At 65.6% G+C, this 23514-nt stretch carries 17 protein-coding genes; 6 read left to right on the top strand and 11 right to left on the bottom strand.

Annotated elements, in window-relative coordinates; translation table 11 throughout:
- Nucleotides 1-34 precede the first annotated feature (34 nt).
- Nucleotides 35-514, top strand: a complete 480-nt coding sequence (locus P7F60_RS21270) for a molybdopterin-dependent oxidoreductase (RefSeq protein ID WP_277919694.1) — start codon at nucleotides 35-37, stop codon at nucleotides 512-514.
- 8 nt (nucleotides 515-522) lie between these two features.
- Nucleotides 523-2523: an EAL domain-containing protein gene (locus P7F60_RS21265; RefSeq protein ID WP_277919693.1), complete on the top strand. Its 2001-nt coding sequence runs from the start codon at nucleotides 523-525 to the stop codon at nucleotides 2521-2523.
- Between the two features lie 69 nt (nucleotides 2524-2592).
- Here the strand turns inward: P7F60_RS21265 and P7F60_RS21260 are convergent, their stop codons facing one another.
- Nucleotides 2593-5154: an FAD-dependent oxidoreductase gene (locus P7F60_RS21260; RefSeq protein WP_277919692.1), complete on the bottom strand. Its 2562-nt coding sequence runs from the start codon at nucleotides 5152-5154 to the stop codon at nucleotides 2593-2595.
- Nucleotides 5155-5685: 531 nt separating this feature from the next.
- Here P7F60_RS21260 and P7F60_RS21255 point away from each other — a divergent pair.
- Nucleotides 5686-6390 (top strand): WecB/TagA/CpsF family glycosyltransferase, encoded by a 705-nt coding sequence (locus P7F60_RS21255; protein ID WP_277919751.1) that lies wholly within the window; start codon nucleotides 5686-5688, stop codon nucleotides 6388-6390.
- A gap of 25 nt (nucleotides 6391-6415) precedes the next feature.
- A complete protein-coding gene (locus P7F60_RS21250) occupies nucleotides 6416-7495 on the top strand; it encodes a cellulase family glycosylhydrolase (protein ID WP_277919691.1) in 1080 nt (359 codons plus the stop codon).
- On the opposite strand, the gene P7F60_RS21245 is transcribed toward P7F60_RS21250, so the two are convergent.
- The 3 genes from P7F60_RS21245 to P7F60_RS21235 form a co-directional block, all read right to left on the bottom strand.
- Entirely contained in the window at nucleotides 7485-9074 is a 1590-nt protein-coding gene (locus P7F60_RS21245; protein WP_277919690.1) for a hypothetical protein, read from the bottom strand. The genes P7F60_RS21250 and P7F60_RS21245 overlap by 11 nt on opposite strands.
- Nucleotides 9071-10258: a glycosyltransferase family 4 protein gene (locus P7F60_RS21240; protein ID WP_277919689.1), complete on the bottom strand. Its 1188-nt coding sequence runs from the start codon at nucleotides 10256-10258 to the stop codon at nucleotides 9071-9073. The genes P7F60_RS21245 and P7F60_RS21240 overlap by 4 nt, the downstream gene beginning before the upstream one ends.
- A gap of 190 nt (nucleotides 10259-10448) precedes the next feature.
- The gene (locus P7F60_RS21235; RefSeq protein ID WP_277919688.1) at nucleotides 10449-12002 is read right to left on the bottom strand and encodes a hypothetical protein; all 1554 of its coding nucleotides are present in this window, start codon (nucleotides 12000-12002) and stop codon (nucleotides 10449-10451) included.
- Between the two features lie 135 nt (nucleotides 12003-12137).
- Between P7F60_RS21235 and P7F60_RS21230 the strand changes: the two genes are divergently transcribed.
- Together P7F60_RS21230 and P7F60_RS21225 are read left to right on the top strand one after the other, a co-directional pair.
- On the top strand, nucleotides 12138-13607 hold the full coding sequence (locus P7F60_RS21230; protein WP_277919687.1) for a GumC family protein: 1470 nt from the start codon (nucleotides 12138-12140) through the stop codon (nucleotides 13605-13607).
- A 303-nt stretch (nucleotides 13608-13910) separates the two neighbouring features.
- Nucleotides 13911-14741: an MBL fold metallo-hydrolase gene (locus tag P7F60_RS21225; protein ID WP_277919686.1), complete on the top strand. Its 831-nt coding sequence runs from the start codon at nucleotides 13911-13913 to the stop codon at nucleotides 14739-14741.
- Here the strand turns inward: P7F60_RS21225 and P7F60_RS21220 are convergent.
- The 7 genes from P7F60_RS21220 to P7F60_RS21190 form a co-directional block, all read right to left on the bottom strand.
- Nucleotides 14728-15474 carry a polysaccharide deacetylase family protein gene (locus P7F60_RS21220; protein WP_277919685.1) on the bottom strand — a complete coding sequence of 249 codons (747 nt, stop codon included), beginning with the start codon at nucleotides 15472-15474 and terminating at the stop codon, nucleotides 14728-14730. The genes P7F60_RS21225 and P7F60_RS21220 overlap by 14 nt on opposite strands.
- Entirely contained in the window at nucleotides 15471-16562 is a 1092-nt protein-coding gene (locus P7F60_RS21215; RefSeq protein WP_277919684.1) for a glycosyltransferase family 4 protein, read from the bottom strand. Before P7F60_RS21215 ends, P7F60_RS21220 begins: the two co-directional genes overlap by 4 nt.
- A 30-nt stretch (nucleotides 16563-16592) precedes the next feature.
- Complete coding sequence (gene galE / locus P7F60_RS21210) at nucleotides 16593-17594, bottom strand: UDP-glucose 4-epimerase GalE (RefSeq protein ID WP_277919683.1); 1002 nt, start codon at nucleotides 17592-17594, stop codon at nucleotides 16593-16595.
- Between the two features lie 106 nt (nucleotides 17595-17700).
- On the bottom strand, nucleotides 17701-18159 hold the full coding sequence (locus P7F60_RS21205; protein ID WP_277919750.1) for a Crp/Fnr family transcriptional regulator: 459 nt from the start codon (nucleotides 18157-18159) through the stop codon (nucleotides 17701-17703).
- Between the two features lie 104 nt (nucleotides 18160-18263).
- Nucleotides 18264-20963, bottom strand: coding sequence for an ABC transporter transmembrane domain-containing protein (locus tag P7F60_RS21200; RefSeq protein WP_277919682.1), 2700 nt, complete (start codon nucleotides 20961-20963; stop codon nucleotides 18264-18266).
- A gap of 166 nt (nucleotides 20964-21129) precedes the next feature.
- Nucleotides 21130-22275: a glycosyltransferase gene (locus P7F60_RS21195; protein ID WP_277919681.1), complete on the bottom strand. Its 1146-nt coding sequence runs from the start codon at nucleotides 22273-22275 to the stop codon at nucleotides 21130-21132.
- Nucleotides 22272-23513: a glycosyltransferase family 4 protein gene (locus tag P7F60_RS21190; RefSeq protein ID WP_277919680.1), complete on the bottom strand. Its 1242-nt coding sequence runs from the start codon at nucleotides 23511-23513 to the stop codon at nucleotides 22272-22274. Before P7F60_RS21190 ends, P7F60_RS21195 begins: the two co-directional genes overlap by 4 nt.
- Nucleotide 23514: the final 1 nt, after the last annotated feature.

Below are 23514 nucleotides of genomic sequence, written 5' to 3'. Positions count from 1 at the left end.
CCCATTGGGAGCGGCGCGAATTCTTTTCGGTCTTTTGGTTCCTGTATTCCTGGTCGCGCATGGCGCTCTGGCGGGCGACCTGCCCGCGCCGACCGGAGCGCCGATCCTCAGCATTTCCGGAAAGATCGCCATCACCAACACGGGCGACAAGGCCGAATTCGACCTTGCCATGCTGGAGGCGATGCGGCAGGCGACGGTGATCACCCATGCGCCCTGGTATGACGGCACGCTGAGATTCGACGGCGTGCCGCTGGCCGAGCTGATGGAGCGGGTCGGCGCCACCGGCACGACGGTAACGGCGGTGGCCCTCAACGATTATGTCGTGGATATCCCGATCGAGGATTTCGGGCGTTTCGGGGTCGTGCTGGCGCTGAAGCAGGATGGCGCCTATATGCCGGTGCGTGGCAAGGGGCCGCTGTTCATCATCTATCCCTTCGATTCCGATCCGCGTTTGCAGGCCGAGATCTTCTATCGCCGCGCCGCCTGGCAGGTGCGCCGGCTGGTGGTCCGGTAGGTGGCGCCATGAAGAAACTGCTCGCCATCGTCATCGTCTGTTTTATCGTCGCCACAAGCTATATCGCCTATGTGATCACGCAGCGGCAGGCGATGCTGAAGAACGTCGCCCATCACAACGATTCCTGGGCGGTGAGCCAGTCGGTGTCCGAATACATGCGGCTGGAGCATCGCCTGGCCGCTTACGGGCTCGGCGTCGAAAGCGGCACGCTCGACGAGGTGCGGCTGCGCCTCGACATCATGATCGGCCGGCTCGATATCCTCCAGCACGGCACGCTGCGGCAACTGATCGACGCCGATCCGCACCAGCAGGAGACGCTCGACCGGCTGCATCAGGTGCTGACGAAGCTGGAGGCGGGGGTCTATGGCGACGCGCCGCTCGACGTGCGCGCCATGCTGGCCGAGATGGCCGACCTCGATGGCGCCATGACGGCCATGGCGTCCTATGCCGCCGAATACGACGCCCAGCGTATCGATACGCAATACGAGGCGCTGACCCGGCTGCACCGGATCTATACCGGGCTGGCCGGCGGCCTGATCGTCTGCGGCATCAGCCTGATCGTCCTGTTGCTTTATCACAACCGGCTGCTCAACCGCGCCCATGACGGCATGCAGGTTCTGGCTGCCGACCTGCGCATCGCCTCGGGCGAATTGCAGGTGCGCAACGACAAGCTCGCTCATGCCGCCCATCACGACGCGCTGACGGGGCTTCCCAACCGGATGCTGTTTCGCGAGCAACTGGAAGCGCGCATCGCGGCCCGCGCGGAAGGGGTCCATGTCGCCATTCTGCTGCTCGACCTCGACGGTTTCAAGAACGTCAACGACACGCTCGGCCACGATACCGGCGATGCGCTGTTGCGGGCGGTGGCCGGGCGGCTGTCGCGGCTGGTCGAACCCGGCGATCTCGTCTGCCGGCTGGGCGGCGACGAGTTCATCATCCTCAGCGCCGCTTTGTCGGAGCGCGAGGCTTGCGTTTTCGCCGATCGGGTGATCGCCGAGATCGCGCTGCCTTACCTGCTGGCCGAGCGCGAGATCGCCGTCGCCACCAGCGTCGGGCTGGCGCTGTCGCAGGAGGGTGTCGGGTCGGACGAACTGCTCAAGCATGCCGATCTCGCGCTTTACGAAGCAAAGCGGCTGGGGCGTGGACGCGTCTGCGTCTTCCGGCCGGAGCTTCATACCCGCATCCTTGACCGCACCTCCTTCGAGGTCGATTTGCAAAAGGCGCTCGCCAATGGCGAGATGGAGGTGTTTTACCAGCCGGTGGTCGATGCCGGCACGCGCGCGGTCAGCGGCTACGAGGCGCTGCTGCGCTGGAACCATCCGCTGCGCGGCCAGGTGGCGCCCTCCGATTTCATCCCGGTCGCCGAGGAGACCGGCATCATCCAGGAGCTCGGCGAATGGGTGCTGCACACCGCCTGCGCCGATGCCGCCGGCTGGCAGGCGCCGCTGAAGGTCGCGGTCAACCTGTCGCCGGTGCAGTTCCGCAGCAAGGCGCTGGAACGGAAGGTGATGGCGGCGCTCGCCCATGGCGGACTCGAGCCCGGCCGGCTGGAACTGGAAATCACCGAATCCGTGCTGCTCGACCGCAACGAACACACGCTGCAGACGCTCAGAAGCCTGAAGGGGCTCGGCATCCAGATCGCCATGGATGATTTCGGCACCGGCTATTCCTCGCTCGGCAGTCTGCGTGGCTTTCCCTTCGACAAGATCAAGATCGACCGTTCCTTCATCCGCGACGTCACCACCGGTTCGGATGCGATCGCCATCGTCGAGCTGGTCATCGGCGTCGCCCGCAGCCTCGGCATGGCAACGACCGCCGAGGGCATCGAGACCGAAGAGCAGTTCGAATGCCTGAAACGGCTGGGCTGCGACCAGATGCAAGGATATCTCTTCGGCCGGCCGATGCCGCTTGGCGACCTGCCCGGCCTGCGCGGGGAGACATCGGCCCCGGAACCGGCCGGCCGTACCAGCGTCTTCCTGCCGCCGCTGTCGCGCGTCGGCCTCGGCTGACCAATCCTCCACGCATGAAAAAAGCGCCCGCCTTGCGGCGGACGCTTTCTGTTCGATAGCACTGCCCGATCAGGTACGGGGCTTGAGGTTTTCCGGGTCGTAAAGCGGCTTGTAGCCGATACCGACCACCTCGACCGGATAGGTCTCTGCGAAATATTCGACCTGCAGCTTGCGGCCGATCTGGCAATGCGACCAGGGCAGGTAGGCGAGCGCGATGTTCTTGCCGATGGTCGGGCCGAAGGCGATGGAGGTCGTGTAGGAACGGCGGCCGAGTTCGTCGACCAGCACCGCGCCGGTGTCCGGATCGATGACCGGCAGCGAGCCGACCGGATACCGCTTCACGCCCTTGGCGTCGGTGTTTTCGGTCATGACCAGCGTGCAGAGCATGGCCGGCTGGTGGTCGCGGGCCTTGTATTCCAGATGCTTGGCCTTGCCGCGGAAGTCGGCGTCCTTGACCTTCGGGCGAGCGAGATCGGCCTCGATCAGGTTGTATTGGGTCAGCAGGTCGGCGTTCTGCAGGCGCAGGCTCTTTTCCATGCGGCGCGAGTTGGCATAGGTCTCGACGCCGAAGGCCATGACGCCGGTGGAGCGCAGCGCATCCCAGACGGCGAGGCCGTCCTCGTATTTCATGTGCAGCTCCCAGCCCTGCTCGCCGACATAGGAAATGCGGAAGGCGGTGACCGGCTTGCCGGCGATCTCGATCTGCTTGATCGATGCGAAGGGGAAGTTTTCGACATCGAGGCCGGCGGGATCGGCAACCACCTTTTTCAGCGTCTCGCGGGCATTCGGGCCCCAGATGCCGATGGTGATGAACTTTTCCGAAACGTCGGTGATGGTGACGTCGAGGCCGCGATCCTCGGCGACGCGCTTCATGTAATGGAAGTCGCGCGGACCGGCATCGGCGCCGTTGACGAGGCGGCAGCGATCGGCCATGCGGAAGACGGTGAAGTCGGCGCGCACCATGCCCTCGTCGTCGAGGAAGTGGGTATAGATGCCCTTGCCGATATTGGCGTCACCGCCGATCTTGGCGGCGCAAAGCCATTCCAAGAGCTCGACATGGTCGGGACCCTCGATATCCACCATGTGGAAATGCGAGAGGTTGACGATGCCGCAATCCTCGCTCATCGCCAGATGCTCGGCATTGGAGACGCGCCAGAAATGGCGGTTGTCCCATTCGTTTTCGCGCACCGGTACGCGGTCGCCGTATTTTTCGAGCAGATGCTCGTTGGCGGCGTAGCCGTGGGCGCGTTCCCAGCCGCCGAGTTCCATGAAGTAACCGCCAAGCTCCTTCTCGCGCGCGTTGAAGGGCGAGCGCTTGACGTTGCGGCTGGTGGCATAGGGTTCGCGCGGATGGATCGCCGGGAAGTAGATCTTCTGGGCGGCTTCGCGGCAGCGGTTTTCGATGAATTCTTCCGTCAACTGGTGCGGATAGAAGCGCGCATAGTCGATCGAGGCATGGTCGATCTCGGTGCGGCCGTCGGTCATCCAGTCGGCGATCAGCTTGCCGTAGCCGGGGCCGTCCTTGACCCAGATGGCGACGCAATACCACAGGCCGCGCACCTTCTGGCTCTCGCCGCAGGATGCGCCGCCGCCGGCCGAAACCTGCAACAAACCGTTGAAGGAATGGCCTTCGTTGTAGCCGAGTTCGCCGAGGATCGGCGTCAGTTCCATGGCGCGTTCGAGCGGCGCGAGGATCTGTTCCATTTCCAGGTCGCGCTGCGAGGGCGACAGGCGGGCCTCATGCTTTTCGAGCAGGTCGCGCGGATGGCAGAGACGCGGATTGTCGGTCTCGTAATAACCCCATTCGATCTGGCCGCCCTCGGTGGTCTTCGGGTCGCCGGTATCGCGCATATAGGCGGAATTGCCCTGGTCGCGCAGCAGCGGGAAGCCGATTTCCTTGCCGGTGCCTTCGAATTCGTTGTACGGACCGAAGAAGGTCAAGGGATGGTCGACCGGCATGACCGGCAGATCTTCGCCGACCATTTCGGCGATCAGGCGGCCCCAGAGGCCGGCGCAGACGACGACGTGATCGGCCATGATCGTGCCGCGATGGGTGACGACGCCCTTGATGCGGCCGTTCTCGACGATCAGCGATTGCGCCGGGGTGTTGGCGAAGGCGGCAAGCTTGCCGGTCTTTTCGGCGGCGTCGATGAGCTTGCCGGCGACCGTCTGCGAGCGCGGAATGACCAGGCCGGCATCGGGGTCGAACATGCCGCCCATTACCTGGTCTTCCTCGATCAGCGGGAACATCTTCTTGATCTCGGCCGGCGAGACATAATGGGCGCGGGTGCCGAAGGCCTTGGCGGAGGACAGCTTGCGCTTGATTTCCTCCATCCAGGCTTCATCGCCGGTACGCACCACTTCCAGGCCGCCGATGCGGGCGTAGTGGCCCATCTTCTCGAAGAAGTCGATGGAGTACTGGGTTGTCCAGACCGACAGGTAGTCGTGGCTGGTGGTGTAGCAGAAGTCGGAGGCGTGCGCCGTCGAGCCGATATCGGTCGGAATGCCCGACTTGTCGATGGCGACGATGTCGTCCCATCCACGCTCGATCAGGTGATGCGCGATAGATGCGCCGACGATGCCGCCGGCGCCGATGATGACGACTTTCGCCTTTTGCGGAAACTCTGCCATGCTGATGAGACCCCATTTATGATATTGCCGCGAATTCTAGGGCTTGTTCCCGGGGAATTGAAGCCTGTCTGCGACATTCTACGCTCATGCTTCCGACCCGTGGGCAAGAAGGCGCCCGCCCCCATTCCGCCGCGCATGGTTAAGGCTTCCTCGAAGAGTTGCCTCGCCTGGCGCGTTTTTCGATGTTATGATGGCGACCAGCCGGTGTCGGGACAGGCCTTTCGTCCCGGAAGGGAGCATGTTTCCTGTGTCGCGGCGAGACAGCCTGGCCTGAATCGGCCGCACGACGGGGGAAAACTGGCGGCTCCCATAGGTTGCGGCGGTAAAATTAACCATCGCATGCGAGCATGTTTGTTCTTGTCGCTGTATGGCCTGTATGGTTGGGACTGGATTTGAGACGATACGGATGCCCTCCGTGAAAGGCTGGGAAAGATGCTGCGGGCTATGAACGAGGACAACGGATCGGCAGGGCCCGCGCCCCGCTGCCCGCCGAGTGTACGGCTGGGAGGGCTGCAGATCGCCCAGGTGTCGATGGATGCGGCCGCCGACAGTTTCATCGCCCATGCGCTGGCCGCGCGCGACGGCGCGCCACGTCCCTATTATTCCACCTCGGCCAACGGCCAGGTGATCGCCATGTGTCGCGCCGATGCGCGCTTTCGGGCGCTGATGCACGAGGCGGACGAGATTCATGCCGACGGGATGCCGATGGTGCTGATCTCGCGCATGCGCTCCACGACGCCGATCAGCGAGCGGGTGGCGACCACGGATCTCGTCCATGCCGTGGCCCGCCGGGCCGAAAGCGAGGGTGTCTCCTTCTATTTCCTCGGCGGCAGCGAAGAGGTGAACCGCCGCGCCGTCGAGGCGATGCGCGCCGCCTATCCGGGGCTGACCTTCGCCGGGCGCCGCAACGGCTATTTTACCCCCGAAGAGGAGGAGAGGGTGGTGGCGGATATTCGCGAGGCGCGGCCGGATATTCTCTGGATCGGCCTTGGCTTTCCGCTGGAACAGGCCTTCGTCAAGCGCAACCTCGACCGGTTCACCGGCGTCGGCGTGGTGAAAACCGCCGGCGGGCTGTTCGATTTCCTGTCGGGCAAGAATGCGCGCGCGCCGCTCTGGATGCAGAAGGCGGGGCTGGAATGGCTGCATCGCATGTGTCTGGAGCCGCGCCGGCTGGCGCGGCGTTACCTGGTTACCAATCCGGTCGCAATCTATGCTCTCCTGCGCAATTCGGACTAGGATTTTTGGCGCCATCCTGTGGCTGATGCCGCTGGCAAGCGCGGCCGGGGCGGCGGAATGCGCTCTGCCGGATTTCCCCAATCCGTCGCTGTTGCAGGCCCTGCAGCGCGGCGTGAACCTCACCGGCTGGGATGCGCCGGAAGCCGAGCGCCACCCGACACTGCAGCAGTTGCGGGCATTGCGGGCCGACGATTTCACCCATATCCGCCTGCCGATCGATCACAGCCGGCTGGAGGGCGCGGATGCCGCCGCCTATCTTTCTGCGATCTACGACCAGGCGATCTTCCTCATCAGCCTCGATTATGCCGTTTCCCTCGACCTGCATGCCGGCGGCGACATCGGGCCGCAATTCGCTGCCGACCCGGAGGGCGGTTTCCGGCGGCTCTCCACCCTATGGAAACGGCTGACACCGGTGGCGCGCAGCCTCGATCCCCAGAGGGTCGCCATCGAACTGCTCAACGAACCGGAGATCGACCAGGCGGTGTGGATGCGCACCGCCGACCGGCTGATCCGGCAATTGCGCATCGATCTGCCCGAACATACGGTCATCGTCGGCCCCTCCGGGCCGCAGCGGCACGAGATGCTGGCTGGCATGCAGCCTTTCGCAGACCGCAACGTCGTGTATGCCGTCCATTATTACGACCCCTTCGCCTTTACCCATCAGGGCCTGACCTGGGGTCCGTTGGACGACCCCTTGCGTCTCCTGAAGGGCCTGCCTTTCCCGGCGACGCGCGAGACGCCGGCGGTGCGCCGGCAGCTTGCCGAGTTGAAGGCCGAGGGCCATGCGGAGGCGGCGCAGCAACTGGCCCGCTCGCTGCAGACGCCCTGGGACGAGGCGCTGCTGACGGGTGCTTTCGACACCATGGCCGACTGGTCTAAGCGCAACGACCGGCCAGTCATCGTCAACGAATTCGGGGCGCTGACCTTTGCATCGCCACGGGAATCGCGGCTCGTCTGGCTCGGCCTCGTCGCGCGGCTGGCGCGCGACCGCTGCATCGGCTGGACCCATTGGGATTTTCAGGACGGCTTCAGCCTGATGGATGCGCGGACCCACCTGCCGGATGCCGGCGTCGTCGAGGCGCTCACCGGGATCGTCAAGCCCTGACGGGTTGCGGTGTGGTGGAGACGGGCTCGTAGAGCCGGTCGATCAGCCGGGCGGCGCTTTCCCATTTCGGCCGAAAGACGCCGCCGTCGATGACTTCGAGATCGCCGAAGCGGTTCAGCGTGTGCAACTTGCGGCCAGGCCAGCCGGGACCGGGTTTCAACCAGGTCTCGACGACCTGCTCGAAATGCTCCTCGTCGAGCCGGGTGATGCGCGCCAGCCCCAAGCCGGCGCCGTAGCCATTGCGGCAATCCTGCACCGGGCGCAGCAGAGCGCCGTCGCGATGCAGCATATGGCCGGCGGGGCGGGCAAGCCGGTCGTGGATCAGCACCGGATTGCCGCCATGCGGCCGCCACGGGCCAGTCAGGCGATCGGCCATCCAGATCGCCAGCGTATCCGAATAGCCGCCGATGTCCTGGCGGGTGACGGCGAACATCCACAGCTTGCCGCCATGGGAGACGATGGTCGCATCCGCCGCCTCGACATTGTCGACCAGCGTGGCATGGCGCTCCCAGCGCAGCGGAAAATCGGTGGCGCGGTACAGCGTGATTTCGCCGCTGAGAGAGGATTCCGGGATCATCCAGGTTGCTCCCTCCGCCTCGAAGACGAAGGGATAGGACATGTGCCATGGTTCCTCGATGATTGGGACGGCGGGGCCGGGCTTGCCGTCCGCGCCGAAGACCGAGCAGGCGATGATGCCCTTCTGCGTGCGATGGTCCAGCGCCTCGAAAAAGATGTGGCGCCGGCCATCGCGGATGAACGGGAAGGGGTCGGCATAAAAATGGTCGACGGGATCGCGCAGCACGTTCCAGGTGACGCCGGCGAGGTCGCGCCGATTCCAGACATCGTTGGCGGCATCGGTGATGCGCCAGCCGATCCGCCAGTGCGGCCCGTGGAAGCAGAGGCGATAGGCGGCGCGGGCAGCGGTTGCGGCCAGAAGCCGGGCGCTGTAGCGCACGAGATCGCGCCGGCGCACGGCGCGCGCCGGCTTCTGCGGCGGCTCGCGCATCGGCGAGACCATGCCGCGCTTCTCGATGGCCGCAAGCAGCATCAGCAGCAGCCGCGACCAGACGGCTTCCATTCCGCCGCCGATTCCGGCGGCGGCTTCAAGCGAGGCGACGCCGTGGACCAGTTCCCGCGGCGCATCGCCGCCGGGTTCCATGCGCTCGACGACGATTTCCGGAGTGATGCCGAGCAGCAGCAAGCCGGCGAGCCCGGCTTCGCCCAGCCGATCCTGGAAAGTCGGCCGCAGGATCGGGATGGAGGGCGAGGCGACGCCGGCGGCGGTCAGATCGACGATCAGGTCGGCCGCGCCGATAGCGCGCTGGCGGTATTTGCCGAGGCAATCGGGGGTGATGCGGTCGGACCAGCAGGCGCGGCCGCGCCGGACCACCAGCGTTTCGAGGTTGAGCAGCGTGCCGAAGGCCGGTTCGCCGGAGCCGCCGGCGAGATCGCTGACGACGACGGCGATCTCCGCGCCGATGCGGCTTTCCAAGGACTTGGCGAGCGCCATGACCCACAGCGACAACGCATCCCGCTCGACGAGGATGGCGATGCGCGAGAGGTGTGGCGGCGCACTCATGCCGCTTTTCCCGTCCGTGCGGGCTGCGGCAGCGGCCAGCCCGCTGGCGCCGTACCTTCGATCAGGGCGCGATAGCTGGCGACCATCGCCTCCAGCGAATGCGCAGCGCCAAGCTGCCGGCCGAGCGCGGACAGCTGGTCGTATTCGGCGCGGTCGATAAGCAACCTGCGCACCCGGGCCGCAAAGGCTTCGGTATCGGCGGCATCGACGAACAGGGCGCAAGGCGCCCCCTCCACCTGCAGGACTTCGCGCATCACCGGCATATCGTGAGAGACGACCGGGATGCCGGCATCGGCGGCCTCGACGGCGGCGAGGCCGAAGGTTTCGGCTTCGCTGGGAAAGACGAAGACATCGAGGCTGGCAAGCAGCAGGCCGATCTCGTCCGGCCGGCGTTCGCCGAGGAAATGCACCCGGTCGCGGATAGCGAGGGTGGCGGCGACCGCCTGCAGCCGGTCGGCATCCGGCCCCTGGCCGGCGATCGCCAGATGCAGGTCTGGATTGCCGGGCAGCAGCTTCATGGCAAGGTCGATGCGCTTGAGTGGATGCAGTCGCGCCACCGTTCCGAGCAGCGCCGCCGTTTCCGGCAGGTTGAGCGCACAGCGGGCGGCGGCCTTGTCGAGCGTCGCGGTCTTGCGCGCGAAGCCGTGCGGCACATGCACGATGCGGCGGCGGTAGCGCTCGGGATAGGCCATGTAGTCGCGCCAGGTGGATTGCGAATTGACCGTCATCACGTCATAGGCGCCGGCCAGGCCGAGAAGCCGGTCGAGGCGGCGCACGGTGCCGCTGATCGTCGCCGGCGCAGAAACATGGTTGGCGATGATGCGGCGCGTGCCGATCAGGCGCGCCAGCGGTCCGGCGACGATATTGCCGTAATGCTGGAAGGGCAGCACGACATCGGCGCCGATCGCGCGCATCATCAGTGCCAGACGGGCGAAGAAGGCGGCCTTGGCCAGCGGATTTCCCGGCCGCTCCCGTGCTGCGAAATGGGCGTTGGGAAAATCGTCGCAGCCGGCGGATTTCCGGTAGAGGAACAGATGATGCACGTCATAGGCCGGCTCGCCGGCCGGACCGGGGCGCGCCAGCGCCTCGCCAAGGATGCGGGAGATTTCCTGCGCACCCGCCATTTCCGCCTGCGTCTGGACAAACAGCAGGCGCGTGGGGCGTGTCGTGCCGCGAACCGCCATGATCTTCCAACTCCCTACGGCGCTCTCGCCACGATCCCCGCGGGCGAAGCGCCTTCAGTCTTCCGGTTGCGTGCATGCCCTTGCCCGCAATCCCTGCCGGCGGCATGCCGATTGGACCCATGCAAACGTCAAACCGGTAAGATTGGCTTAAAAGAAACGCGCTGGATGCATTATAGCTGCGGGATCGTGGCTATTTAACCGTAAATTGCGGGCCGCCGATCGCACCGGTGCGCACGCCGGCGCCGAGCATCATGCCGGCCAGCGCCATGTAGATGGAGAGCGCCAGCGGCGCGAAATAGGCCTCTTCCTGGAACAGGCCGTTGACGATCAGCGCCATCAGCGCGAAGGCGAATGCGGCATGCAGGGCATTGCGGGTGAAGCGGGCGAGCGCCAGCAGCCGCCAGGCGATCCAGGCATAGACGCCGATGACCGCGAAGGCGGCGATGCCCATCTGGTAGAGCAGCACGCCGACCGAGCTTTCCACCGGAAAAGGCGTGCGTCCCACGGCCTGGGCCTCGTACCAGTTGATGGTCGAAAACAGTGGCGACAGGTTGCCGCCGGCGCCGATGCCGCGCCCCAGCGGATTGGCGACGAATTCGGCAAGGCCCGCCATCAGCCCGAGCACATGGAAATCGCCGATGCGCATGCCGAGGATCACGCCGCTGACGGCATAGACGGCAAGCACGAGGAGATGCAGCGCCAGTGCGACGCGGCTGCCCAGCAACTGGAACACGATCCAGCTCACGCCGGCCAGCAGAAAGACCAGCACCGGCCCCTTGGCGCTGGCCAGCACCAGCAGCACGATAAAGGCCAGCGCCTGCAGCATGCGGCCGCGATAGAGCGTGAACAGCGAAAAGAAGGCTAGGCAATAGGCGAAGCTGATCGCATGCATGTTCGGACCGAACAGGCGCAGCATGGCGATATCGAGATCGGCGAACAGCGGCGAATTGAACAGGCTGATGCGGAACGTGTCGAGCAGGCCGCCGGCGACAAGGCCGGTCTCGCGCACCTGCTTGTCGAGGGCGAGCGTCGCCCAGTTCGGTCCGGTGGTGAGGTTCCAGTAGGCGGCGCCGTTGGTCAGCACCAGCCAGTCGTTGCGAAACAGGAATTCGGCAAGGCCGCAGAACAGCAGCAGCAGGCCGATCAGCGTCAGCGCGGGCCCGGGCCGCAGCGGCAAGCTGGCAAACAGCACGACGCTGATCTGGAACAGCAGGAGCGGCGTGGCGATGTTGCGCAGGTTGACGATCGCCAGCGTGCCGTACAACGCAAAGCCGAGCAGAAAATAAACGCCGATCAACGCCAGCGCGGCGACGGAGGCTTTCAGGAACGGCATCAGGGCGGGCTGGCCGGGAAGGCGACCGGCCAGAAACTGAGAGGCGACGGTTGCCCAGGCGATGCAGACGGTAAAGAAATTATAGGCGCGCATCATGTCGAACTCGGCCTTCGTCGCCACCCAGCCGGTGAGCATCGAGACGATGGTGTTCTGGAAGATGAAGCCGCAGAAGATGGTGGCGACCAGGGTCGCCGGCGACAGCAATGCACAGGGAATGACGAGGGCGGCGAGCGTCAGCAGGCCGAGCGCGGAATGGGCGGCATTGGCGACCAGCGGCAGGGCGACGATGAAGAGCGCGCCGGCGACGGTCGCCAGGGCGCGGATCGCTGTCTCGAGCAACGGCCTGTCCGTTTCGGGCGCCGTGCCAGCGGCGCGTTGCGGCCCGTCATGCCGTATGGACACGTTCGCCATTGCGCCTGCCGCTCCCGGTTGATCCCGCCCGCAGTCTAGTTGCCTGCGGTCACCGTTTGGTTAACCGCAGGTTTAACAATTCCCTCTACGTTCGGTAAAGCCCGTCCGCGGGCCTGCGACGAGGAGCCTTTTTGGATGTCGGCTTGGGATATGCCCGGCAGACCTGTGCGGTCATGGAACGCGCCCGGAAAACGGGAGCGGCTGAGCGCGCGCGACATCGAGAATCCGCCCGCCGCCTCAGCCCGGCCCGCCGTCGAGGAGAAGGAAGAGCGGCCGCCGCGCGAGGCTGCGCCACCGCCGCCCGGCCCGCCGCGCGACGGGTTTTTCGATCCGAGGGCGTTGCTGGCACTCATCCTGCGCCGCGACCTGACGATCGCGGTCATCGCGGCGGTGTTTTCGGCGCTGGCGCTCGCCGCCATCTATTTCATTCCCTTTCCGTTCAAGGCCTCGGCCATCGTCTTCATCGATCCGCGCGACGAGAAGGTGACGCTGCAGCAGGAGGTGCTGCCGGCGATCGGCACCGATGCCGCGGTGCTGGAAAGCATGGTGCGCGTGGTCGGCTCGGACGGGTTCCTGATCGACCTTCTGGAACGGTTGAAGCTGCTGCCGAACGGCGCGAGCTGGACCGGCAGCGTCGACGACCTCAAGGCGCTGGCGAAATTCCGCAAGGCGGTCACCGCCGAACGCATGGGCGCCACCTATCTGGTGGAAATTTCCGCCAAGGATCGCAGCGGCGCCGAAGCCGCGCGCATCGCCAACGGCGTCGCCACGGCCTTTGCCGAAACCCAGAACGGCTCGCGCAGCCGCGCCACCGAAAACGCCGTCCGCACCCTGTCGGACCGGCTGGTGGAGATCCGCAGCAAGGTCAACGCCTCGGAAGAGGCCGTCGCCCGCTTCAAGGCCGACAACAACATCGTCTATCTCGACGAGCAGAATACGGTGCAGACGCGCCAGCTCAGCGACATCAGCCAGCAGCTCGCCGCCATCAAGAGCGCGGCCGAGGAGGCGCAGGCGCGCTATGACGAGAGCAAGGCGACCGGTACCTATACCCGCACGCCCGGCCAGACCGACGAGGAAAGCGAACAGCTTTCCTATCTGCGCCGCCAGCGGGCGGCGCTGATGCAGCAGCGCGACCAGCAGACCCTGACCTATGGCCCGCGCCATCCGCGTCTGGCCGAAACCCAGCACATGATCGACGGGCTGGATGCGCAGATCGCCCAGCAGCGCCAGCGCATGGTCGGCCAGCTCAAATCCGAGCGCGACGTCAATGCCGAAAAGCAGGCGCAGCTTGAAAACCAGGTGCGGGAACTGGCGAAGTCGATCTCGCGCACCGACGCCGCCAAGGTGCAACTCGCCGCGCTGGAACGCGAGGCGACCGCCAATCGCGAGCTTTACCAGCAGCTTCTCAGCCGCAACAAGGAAACCTACGAGCTGGCGCTGCTGCCGAACGACAATGTGCGCATCGTCTCCGCCGCCGTCGCGCCGCTTGTCTCAACCCGGCCGCCGATGATCCTCGTCGCGCCGGCCGTCGTCGTCCTCGGCATCATCGCGGCCATCTTCCTGGTGGTGCTGATGGAGTTGAAATCCCTCCGCCGCGCTCGCTGAGCGGAGGAATCGCAGATGATTTCGCGACTCGCATAACGGCGAGACATTGTCTATCATATTGAAGATGACCGGATTTTGGCCGGTCCAAACAATGATGTCTTAAGGCAGGGATGGTAGAGCGTTTCGCGGACAATGCGCGAGGATTTTGCGTGAGGACAAGGAAAGCGGCACCTTTGCGCGGCTAAAGCATGTCCGGAAAACGCGCGCGGCGGTTTTCCGCCCGGAGAAGCGGATGGTGCTTTCGACGCGGATCGGGCTCCTGACGCGCGAACGAGGCAAAGGGCGACGGGGAAGTAGGCAAGCGTGAGCGACAAGTCATTTCGTATTCGATTGTGGGGCACACGCGGCAGCCTGCCTGTTTCGGGACGGCAGTTTCGGGCGTTCGGCGGCAACACGATCTGCGTCGAGATGCAATGCGGGCCGCACCGGCTGCTGTTCGACGCCGGCTCTGGCCTGCGCGAGGCGGGTGACGCGCTGCTGGCCGAAGGTGTCGCCGATATCGATATCTTCTTCTCGCATTTTCATTACGACCACGTCATCGGCCTGCCCTATTTCGTGCCGCTCTACAAATCGCGCGCCGCGGTGACGTTGTGGTCCGGCCATATGGGCCCGAAGATGACCACGCGCGAAATGGTGCGGCAATTGATGCGGCCGCCATGGTTTCCGGTCGAGCCGGATATCTGTTCCGCCCGCGTCGAGACGCGCGATTTCCATCCCGGCGATGTGTTGCATCCGCGCCCCGGCATCACCATCAGGACCGCCAATCTCGTGCATCCAGGCGGCGCGGTCGGTTATCGTGTCGAATGGGGCGGCCGCAGCGTCGTCATGGTCACCGATACCGAGCATACGCCTGATATCTTCGATCCGGTCGTCCTCAAGCTGATCGACGGTTGCGACCTGTTTCTCTACGACTGCACCTATCTCGACAGCGAGATGGAGCGCTATCGCGGCTACGGCCATTCGAGCTGGCAGCAGGCCGTTCGCCTCGCCAAACTGGCCCAGACCAAAAGCGTCGGCTTCATCCATCACCTGCCGGCGCGCACCGATGACGAGTTGCTGGATATCGAGAAACAGGCCCAGGCCGACTTCCCCGGCGCCTTCGCCGGCCGCGACGGTCAGGTCATCGATCTGTGAACTCCGCCACCCTGCGCCAGCGGCAGGCAGGGTGCCCCGCCGTGATCGACAGCAGAGCCGCGCAGAATGCCCAGGCGGCCTCGTCATGGACGAGATGGTGGGTGAGGAAGCCCATGACCCCGCCGGTGGTTTCCATCTCCTGAAGCCGCGCCACGATCTCCGCCACCAGCGCCTCGGGCGGCCGGCCGCCGCGCGTGCCATGCCAGTCGATCAGGTCGACATGGGTGTTGATCTCCAGCATCGCCCCGCCTTTTTCCGGCCCGAAGACGGACAGCGCGCGAAACCCGAGGCCGCCAAGTTCCGGCAGCAATGCCTGGTCGATGCGGTTCCACGGCGGCACCAGAAGCGGCGCGAAGCGGGCGGCATGCAGGCCCTGCAGCTTCGCGAAGCCCTGCTGCAATTCCGCGAGCACGACCGATGCCGGGCGATGCCCGCCCAGCTCCTGCTTCTTCTCGGAAGGCGGCGCATGGTTGACATGCGCCCAGCCATGCACGGCGACTTCCGCCAGCGGCGCTGTCGCCAGCCGTTGCACCAGCGCGTCGCCGGTCGGCGCGGGAATGACGGCGAGCGTCACCGGCGCGCCGTGTCCGGCGCAGAGCGCCAGCAGCCGGTCGAGTGCCGGCGACGGTTCGGTGGCGTCGTCGTCGCGCAGCCAGAAATCGGCGATGCGTCCCGCCGCCTGCCAGCGATCCAGTTCCCGCATCAACGGCGTGAATGCTTGCGTCATGCTCATTGCCCGGCCATCGCCTTTCCCAGATAATCGTCGATCACGCCCGAGGCCCGGTCGAGCGACCGCTCCCCGAGCACGAAGGCGCGCGCCGCGCCGGCCATCTCCCGCCGCAGGGCGTCATCGCGCAATAGGCGCCGCACCGCCGCCGCATAGGCAGCGACATCGCCCTCCGGCGTCAACAGCCCGGTGACGCCGGCGCGCACGACCTCCGGCACGCCGCCGGTCGCCTGCGCCACCACCGGCAGGCCGGCCGCCTGCGCTTCCAGATAGGCCAGCCCATAGGCCTCGCCGCAGCCCGGCCAGACATAGAGCGCGCTGTCGCCGAGAAGGGCGACGATCTCGTCCGCCGAGCGCTCCCCATGAAACCGTATGCGCTCCGGCCCGAAACCGGCGAAACGCCGCTCCAGCTCGCCCCGCATTTTTCCATCGCCGACGATCGACAGCGTCCAGTCCTCGTCGGCGATCCGGTCGAGCGCGTCGGCAAGCATGGAAAAGCTCGCCATCTTGTCGCCCGGCCGCATCATGGCGACCGCGATCAGTTGGCCGGGGCGCGGATGCGGCGTGACGGCCGCGAAGGGTGCGGTATCGAGGAAGGGCGCAAGCGCTGCGAAGCGCGCCTCGGGCGCGACCTGTTCCAGTCCCTGCCGGTCGCGGGCGGTGAAGCAGAAATTCACCGCCGCCAGCCGCACCGCCTCCAGAACCTCGGCCTGCGCGCGTGCCCATTGCCCGAGGTTGCGCCGCCGCGAATAGGAGGCCTCCGCCGTGACATAGGCGAGGCCGAAGCGGCGGCAGAGCGCCGGGCCGATCAGGTCGGGCGTCTTGTAGTAGGGATGATAGGCGAACCAGACATCGGGCGCACCCTGCGCCTGCCAAAGCGCCGAAAGCCGCTCGATTTCGTCCAGCGCCGCCGCCCTGATATCCGCATCGGCGGGGTCATCGGCTGCGGCGGTAAAGCTGCGCAGTTCAGAGGCGGCGAAGACGATATGGCCGGCGCGCCGCATCGCCTCGATCAGCAGCCGCGCCATCAGCCGGTCACCGGAGGGCACGGGATGCGAAGGCGATTTGAGCGGCGCGTAAAAGGCGATCTTCATGCCTCTTGCTAGAAAGCCCGCTCCGCCCTGTCAATTGCCGGCGCGCGCGCCCAGCAGGTTCGACCTGCGATGCCAGTTCCAGGCGGTTTCGACGATGGCGTGCAGGTCATGCCTCGGCTCCCAGCCGAGCACGGTTTTCGCCCGGGCATTGTCGGCGACCAGAAGTGGTGCGTCCCCTTCGCGCCGCCCGGCAAAGGTCACCGGAAAACCGGCGCCGGAGACATCCTCGACGGCACCGATCAACTCACGCACCGTCACGCCGGTGCCGGTTCCGAGATTGATTGCCGTCGAGGCGCCGCCTTCCATCAGGTAGCGCAGCGCCCGCACATGCGCATCCGCCAGGTCGAGCACATGGATGTAATCGCGCACGCAGGTGCCGTCGCGGGTGTCGTAATCCGTGCCGAAGACGGTGAAGCCGGGACGCCGACCGAGTGCGGCATCGATGAGCAGCGGGATGGCATGGGTTTCCGGCTCGTGCCATTCGCCGATGCGCCCCTCGGGATCGGCGCCGGCGGCATTGAAGTAGCGCATGATCGCCGAGCGGAAACCGCCGTAGCGATCGAGATCCCCCAGCGCCTGCTCGACGATCCATTTGGTGCGGCCATAGGGGTTGATCGGTGCTTGCGGATGCGTCTCGTCCATCGGCATGCGTTGCGGCAGGCCGTAGGTGGCGCAGGTGGAGGAGAAGACGAAGGCCGATATGCCCGCCGCCCTGGCCTCGGCGATCAGGCTCAGCGCTCCGATGACATTGGTGTCGTAGAAGGCCGCCGGTTCCTTGACCGATTGCCCGACCTCGATCAGCGCGGCGAAATGCATGACGCCGACCGGCTGATACTGCCGGAAAATAGCCGCCAGCCGCGCGCGGTCGCGGACATCGCCCTCCTCAAGCGGCCCCCATTTGACGAATTCACGGTGACCGTTGGAGAAATTGTCGTAGACGACGGGGGTGAAGCCGTGCTCGGCCAGCGTCAGGCAGGTATGGGAGCCGATATAGCCCGCGCCCCCGACGACCAGCACGTTTCCATTCGACATCGTGTTCCCCCCATCCAGCCGACAGACGATACGACCGCCCAGATGATTTTATTCTTAACCGGGCGCGGCGATACGCTTTGTGAAACGGCGTGACGCGGTTCCGGCGTCACGAATTGCGCTGGCGGCTGCGGGCCTCGGTCAGTTCGGACGTGGTGTGGCTGAGGCGCTCGGCGAGCACCCGCAACACCTCGATGGTGATTTCGGGGAAATCCGCCAGCATTTTCAGGAAGATTTCCTTGCGGATGCGCAGGGCCTCCATCGGCATGGCGGCCATGACGGTGGCGGTGCGGACGCCGTCGCAGAGGATGGCGATCTCGCCGACGATGGAATTGGTGCCGAGTTCGGTGATCTTGATCGGGCCGTTGGGAGAATCGGCGAGGATTTCGGCGCTGCCGGAGAGGATGACATAGGCGGCGTCACCGATATCGCCCTGCCGGAACAGAACTTCGCCGGCGCCATAGCTGACCCGATCGGAGGTGAAGGCAAGCAGCTTCAGCTTTGCCGGCGGAATGCCCGCAAACAGCGGCACTTGCTTGAGCGATTGCACTTCGTCTTTGAGCAGCATGGTGTTCATCATCCTCGGATCCTCAATCGATCCGCTCCCGCCTCTTCGTTTCTGCAAGTCCGGCAAAACGCCTGTCGCGCTTTGCCTGAACCGCTTCTAGCCGTTCAAGATGACACGCGTTCTTTCCGTCCTTGCGCTTTTTCCGCCAGTGTTTCGGGTGGACCGTCCGCTGTCAACACACCGCGGTCAAAAACCACCACGCGATCGAACTGCCCCGAGAGCGACGGATTGGACAGCACCCAGATGAGCGCCGGTTTTTCGCTCGCCTGATCGACGAGTTCGAGCACCCGGTGAACGATATCGTCCTGAAGGCGATGGTCGAGGCCGGGTAGCGGCCGGTTGAAGAGGTAGTAGTCCGAACGGCGGATCAGGGCGCGGGCCAGTCCGAGCTTCTGGCGTTGGGTGACGGCGAGGCGTCGTCCGCCGGCGCCGACGTCGAAATCCAGCCCGACCGCCAGCACGTCGTCGTAAAGCCCCTGCTTGTTGACGACATTGCGCACCATGGCCCGGACCCGCTCGGCGCCATCGGCATGCTTGTGGCTGATGCGGCCGATCAGCACGTTGTCGAGCAGGCTGGCCGATGCCATGTATTTTTCGGCGTCATAGCGCTCGAATTCGCTTTCCAGCTCCTCCGGCAGGTTGTCATGGAAGATGTGGCGAGCCTCGACGATCTTGGCCATCAGCTCGTCGTTCAGCAGGCCGAAACGGTGGCGGGGTTCGATATAGGCGAAGCTCAGCTTGATGATCTTGTAGCGATCCTTGTCGCTGGCCTCCTCGAAACTCTTGCCTTGCAGCTTCTGCAGCAGTTGCTGGTATTCCGGAATGTCGTCCGGGGTCATGAAGGTGAGCTGCTGGAAGAAGGGATGGTCCGGCGGCAGGTCGGCGAAGAGTTCGACGGCGTTTTCGGCGATCTCGTAGCCCATGCGGAACAGGCGCGGTCCCAGGCCCGTGCGGTCCATGACCGAGCGGAAATAGGGGTTCTGGCCGATGGCGCGACCCTTGAGGCTCAGGCCGGTGGCGGTGCCGAACAGCAGGTTTTCCCCCACCGTCGCCTCGCGATTGTAGGAATCGGCCTCGAACATCGACACGAGACCGCGCAGGCCCGCCTGCTCCAGTTCGTCGCGCAGCGCGCTGCGCATGTCGACGATGTGGTCGGCAAGCTGGGGATGGCGGGCGGGATCGAAGGTCGAGCGTAGCGCCAGGTCGAAGATATCGTTGGAAAGCTGCACGGCATCGAGCACGGCCCGCACCGGACGGAACAGCTTGTCCGGACCATCGGCGCCAGCCTCGGCATAGTCGATCCAATCGCCCTTGATGTCGTATTCGGGGTTGCCGGCCAGCCTTGCCTCTGTCAGCGCCCATTTGTGATCGATGGCGGCCTCGCCGTCATAGGTGGGCGGCTTCAACGGCGCATGCTTCAACCCGTAGAACAGGTTGTCGCCGAGCGTGCCGGAAAACAGGTAGACGTCGCTGGCGGCATAGGAAATACGCCGGCCGGTCAGCGATTCCGGCAGATCCCAGATGTCGTCGCCGCCGAGCGCGATGCGGCCGGCTTCCGGGGCCAGGATGCGGGCGGCGGCTTCGGCCAGCGCCTCACCGCCGATGATGGCCACCCGCTCACCCTTGGCGATCTGCAGCGACACCCGCTCCATCAGGCGCGCGCCGCTGTCGTCGACCAGCGACAGGTTGACCGCGGCCAGCGGGTGGCGGGAATCGCCCGCAGCCTTAGACAGCGCCTGCAGCGACGGGTCCATCATACGGTCGACCTGGAATTGCTCGACCACCTGTACATATTTGACCTGCACGTCCTGGCGCGTCTGGTCCCAGTCGATCAGATCCTTCAGCGGTCCCGGCAGGTCCTTGTAGGCATTGATGACGGCGACGAGCTGGCCGACGTCGAGCCGGCCGTTCAGCGCCAGATAGCCGCCGATGCAGTAGAACAGGAAGGGCGTCACCTGGGCGAGAAAATTGTTGATGAACTTGACCAGGAATTTCCACTGGTAGAGATCGTAGCGGATCTTGAAGATGCGTCCGAGGCGGGCGGAAATGTCGGCGCGCTCGTAATTCGAGGTGTCGTAGGCGTGGATGGTGGCGATGCCCTCGACGATCTCGCTGACGCGGCCGGAGAGTTCGCGGGCGGTGATCTGGCGCTGGCGGCCGAGGACGAGCAGCCGCTGGCGCATGCGCGGGATCAGCACCGCCTGCACCGCGACGATGATCGCCGCCACCATGCCTAGCCAGAAATGCTGCATGAAGATGAAGATCAGCGCCGTCAGCGCCTGGCCGCCGAGCAGGGCCGGCTGCACGAAGGCATCGCCGGTGAAACCGCCGAGCGGCTCGACCTCGTCCTTGATCATGCTGGCGAGCTCGGCGCCCTTGACGCGCTTGAACTGGCTCGGCGGAAAACGCAGGATCCGGTCGACCAGCTCGAAGCGGATGCGGCGCAGCAGCCGCTCGCCGAGCCGGCCCTTGTAGGTATTGATATAGAGCTTGAACAGGCCGTTGATGACGACGAGCAGCAAGAAGACGAGGCTGAGCGCGAACAGCGTCTGCAGCCGGTTGAGCTCCAGCCCGTTGAACAGCACGACATGGCCGAGGAGCGGCATGTCGAAATCGATGCGCATGAAGGTCTGCGTCGCGCCGGCGGTCTCGAAGCCCTTGCCCTGGATCGGGCCGTTGACGATCTGCTTGGGCAGGTCGAAGGACAGGAAATAGGGGATCATCGACAGGGCGACGATGAAGAGAATCCAGATCTGCTGCCGCTTGGTATGGGTCCAGATATAGTGGCCGAGTCTTTGGTCCATGGAGGGGGTCAAGCGGTAAAAGCTCCGTCTGTCGTCTTCGAGCCGGCAGGCTTTCGACTCGCCCGGCCCTTGGGGCCGGGGACGAAATCATATCAAGTTTTCGGCCGGCTGTAAGCCGCCTGCGTCGCGGCGGCGAATTCGACGGGTTCGCGTGGCGGTTTTGCCGCTATGCCAGTTCGCGCAGGATCGCGGCCGTGCGGCGGGCGCCGTCGAGATCGAGCGTGTAGGGCGGCGGCGCGGGCAGGGCATGTGCCGCCCGGATGGCGTCGGCGAGGGTCTGCGGGTTCACCTCCGTCTCGGCAAGGATACGGGCGAGGCCCATGGCCTCGAGACGGCGGGCGCGGGTCGGTTGTTCGGTCTCGCCGCCGGCGGCGAAGGGGATGAGCAGCGATCGGCAGCGGCCGCGCAGGATGTCGCAGACGGTGTTGTAGCCGGCCTGCGATACCGAGAGATGCGCCCCGCCCAGCAGGCTGGCGAAATCTTTGCGGAAGCGGAAGACCTCGACGCCCTCGGGCAGGTCGGCGGTCAGCGCCTCGTAATCGGCTTGCGGCAGGTTGGGGCCGGCGATCAGGCACCAGCGGCCAAGGCGGGGAAGCGTGCGCGCCGCTTCGCGGGCGCCAAGCACCAGATCGCGCCCGACCGCGCCGCCGCCGGCGGAGACGACGATATCGAAACGCTCGGCGGGCGGTGCCGGCGGCGGAGCGGCGACGAGGCCGGTATAGATGACCTTGCCGGCAATTTCGTTGGCCAGCGGAAACGTATCCTCGATGCGGATGAAGCTTGGGTCGCCATGGACGAGCACATGGTCGAAATGCCCGTTGATCAGCGTTACGGTTTCTTCGTCGCGGCCGGGTTTCGACCGTTCCTGCAGGATGTCGCGCAGCGAGGTCAAGAGTTTCGGCTTGGGCTCGGCCCTGGCGATGGCGTCGAGCAACGGCAGCAGTTCGAAGCGCACCTGCCGGCGGCCGAAGGGGAAGGCCTCGATGATGACGATATCGGGCTTCGCCGTCGCGAAGGCTTCCAGCAGCAGCGCGGTGCGCCGCGCCTTGAAGGCGTCGTCGACGGGATTGCCGTGCTCGTCGGCGATGCCGGAAAAGCCGGTATCGCCGGAGACGATGGCGGGCAGCGTCACATGGTTCACGCCCGGGCCGGGAAAGCCTGCAACCGGCGTACCGCCCGTTACCATGGTGACCGTGAACCCGTCCTCGACCATGGCGGCGGCGATGCGGCTGGCGCGCGCCAGATGGCCGATGCCGAGCAGGTGCTGGACGTAGAAGAACACCTTTGGCCCGCGGCCCGTCGCGGATGTCATGCGCTCCACTCCTGGCGAAAGAGGCCGGCCAGTTGGCCGATGCTGGCGTGATGGTCGAAATGGGCGCGCACCCGCGCCTCCGAGGCCTGACCCAGACGGCGGCGCAAGCCCGGATCGCGGATGGCGCGTTCCAGCGCGGCGGCGAGCGCCTCCGGGTCCTCCGGCGGAACCAGCAGACCGTTCTCGTCGTCGGTGATCAGTTCCGGCACGCCGGAAATATTGGTGGAGATACAGGGCAGGTTCTGGCTGGAGGCCTCGACCAGCACGTTCGGCAACCCGTCGCGGTCGCCATCGGCGGTGATGCGGCAGGCGAGTGCGAAGAGATCGCTGTTGCGATAAGCGGCCAAAACATCCTTCTGGTCGAGCGCGCCCTGCCAGCGCAGGCGCTCGCTGATGCCGAGTTCTTCCGCCAGCGCCTTCATCGCCGCCGTTTCCGGGCCGGCGCCGATATGGTCGAAGCGCCAGTGAAGATCGGCAGGCAGACGCGCCAAGGCCTTGAGCAGGATGTCGTAGCCCTTTTTCGGCACGGCGCGGCCGACGCTGAGGATGGTGACGGGATCGGCGCCGTCGCTGCCGTCGCGGTCGGGACGCGGGGTCCGGTTGTGGCCGAAGCGGTCGAGATCGAGGCCGTGATAGCTCAGATGGACCGCGCCATGGCCGTTGGCGAGGGTCTTGAGGTGCTCATAGCCGCTGCGGGTGCAGGTCACCGTCCAGCGATTGGCGGCGAGCTTGCCTTCCAGCTCCCAGTCCGGCGAGGTCCAGATGTCCTTGGCATGGGCCGAGCAGGTCCAGGGCGTACCGGTCATCATGCTGGCATAGTGGGTCACCGAGGCCGGCGTGTGGATGAAATGGGCATGCAGCCACTGCCCATCGTCGGGCCATTCGGCGGCGAGCACGGCGGCCTGGCCGAGGCGGCGGACGCGATTGCGGGTGAAATCGCGTTTGAGATCGGACAGGAAAGCGGAAAAGGCCTTTTTGAACCCCGGCAGCCTGCGCGCCTTGAGCAGCGCGCGAAAAACGCGCAGCGGCTCCTCATGCAGATATTCCGGCAGATAATGCACCGGCGCACGGATCTCGTCATGGACGGGATGACGCTTCTTGTCGGTCGGACGGCGCAATGCCACCAGCGACAGCGTAAAGCCCGCCTTTTCCAGCCCCCGCAATTCCTGCGCGATGAAGGTTTCCGAAAGGCGCGGATAGCCCTTCAGCACCACGATGATCTTCCTGTCCGGCTGCACG

The sequence above is a fragment of the Rhizobium sp. YJ-22 genome (genome assembly GCF_029601685.1).
GTDB lineage: Bacteria > Pseudomonadota > Alphaproteobacteria > Rhizobiales > Rhizobiaceae > Metarhizobium.
Note: the sequence above shows the minus strand (reverse complement) of the source record. Positions and strands in the feature narration are given on the sequence as shown.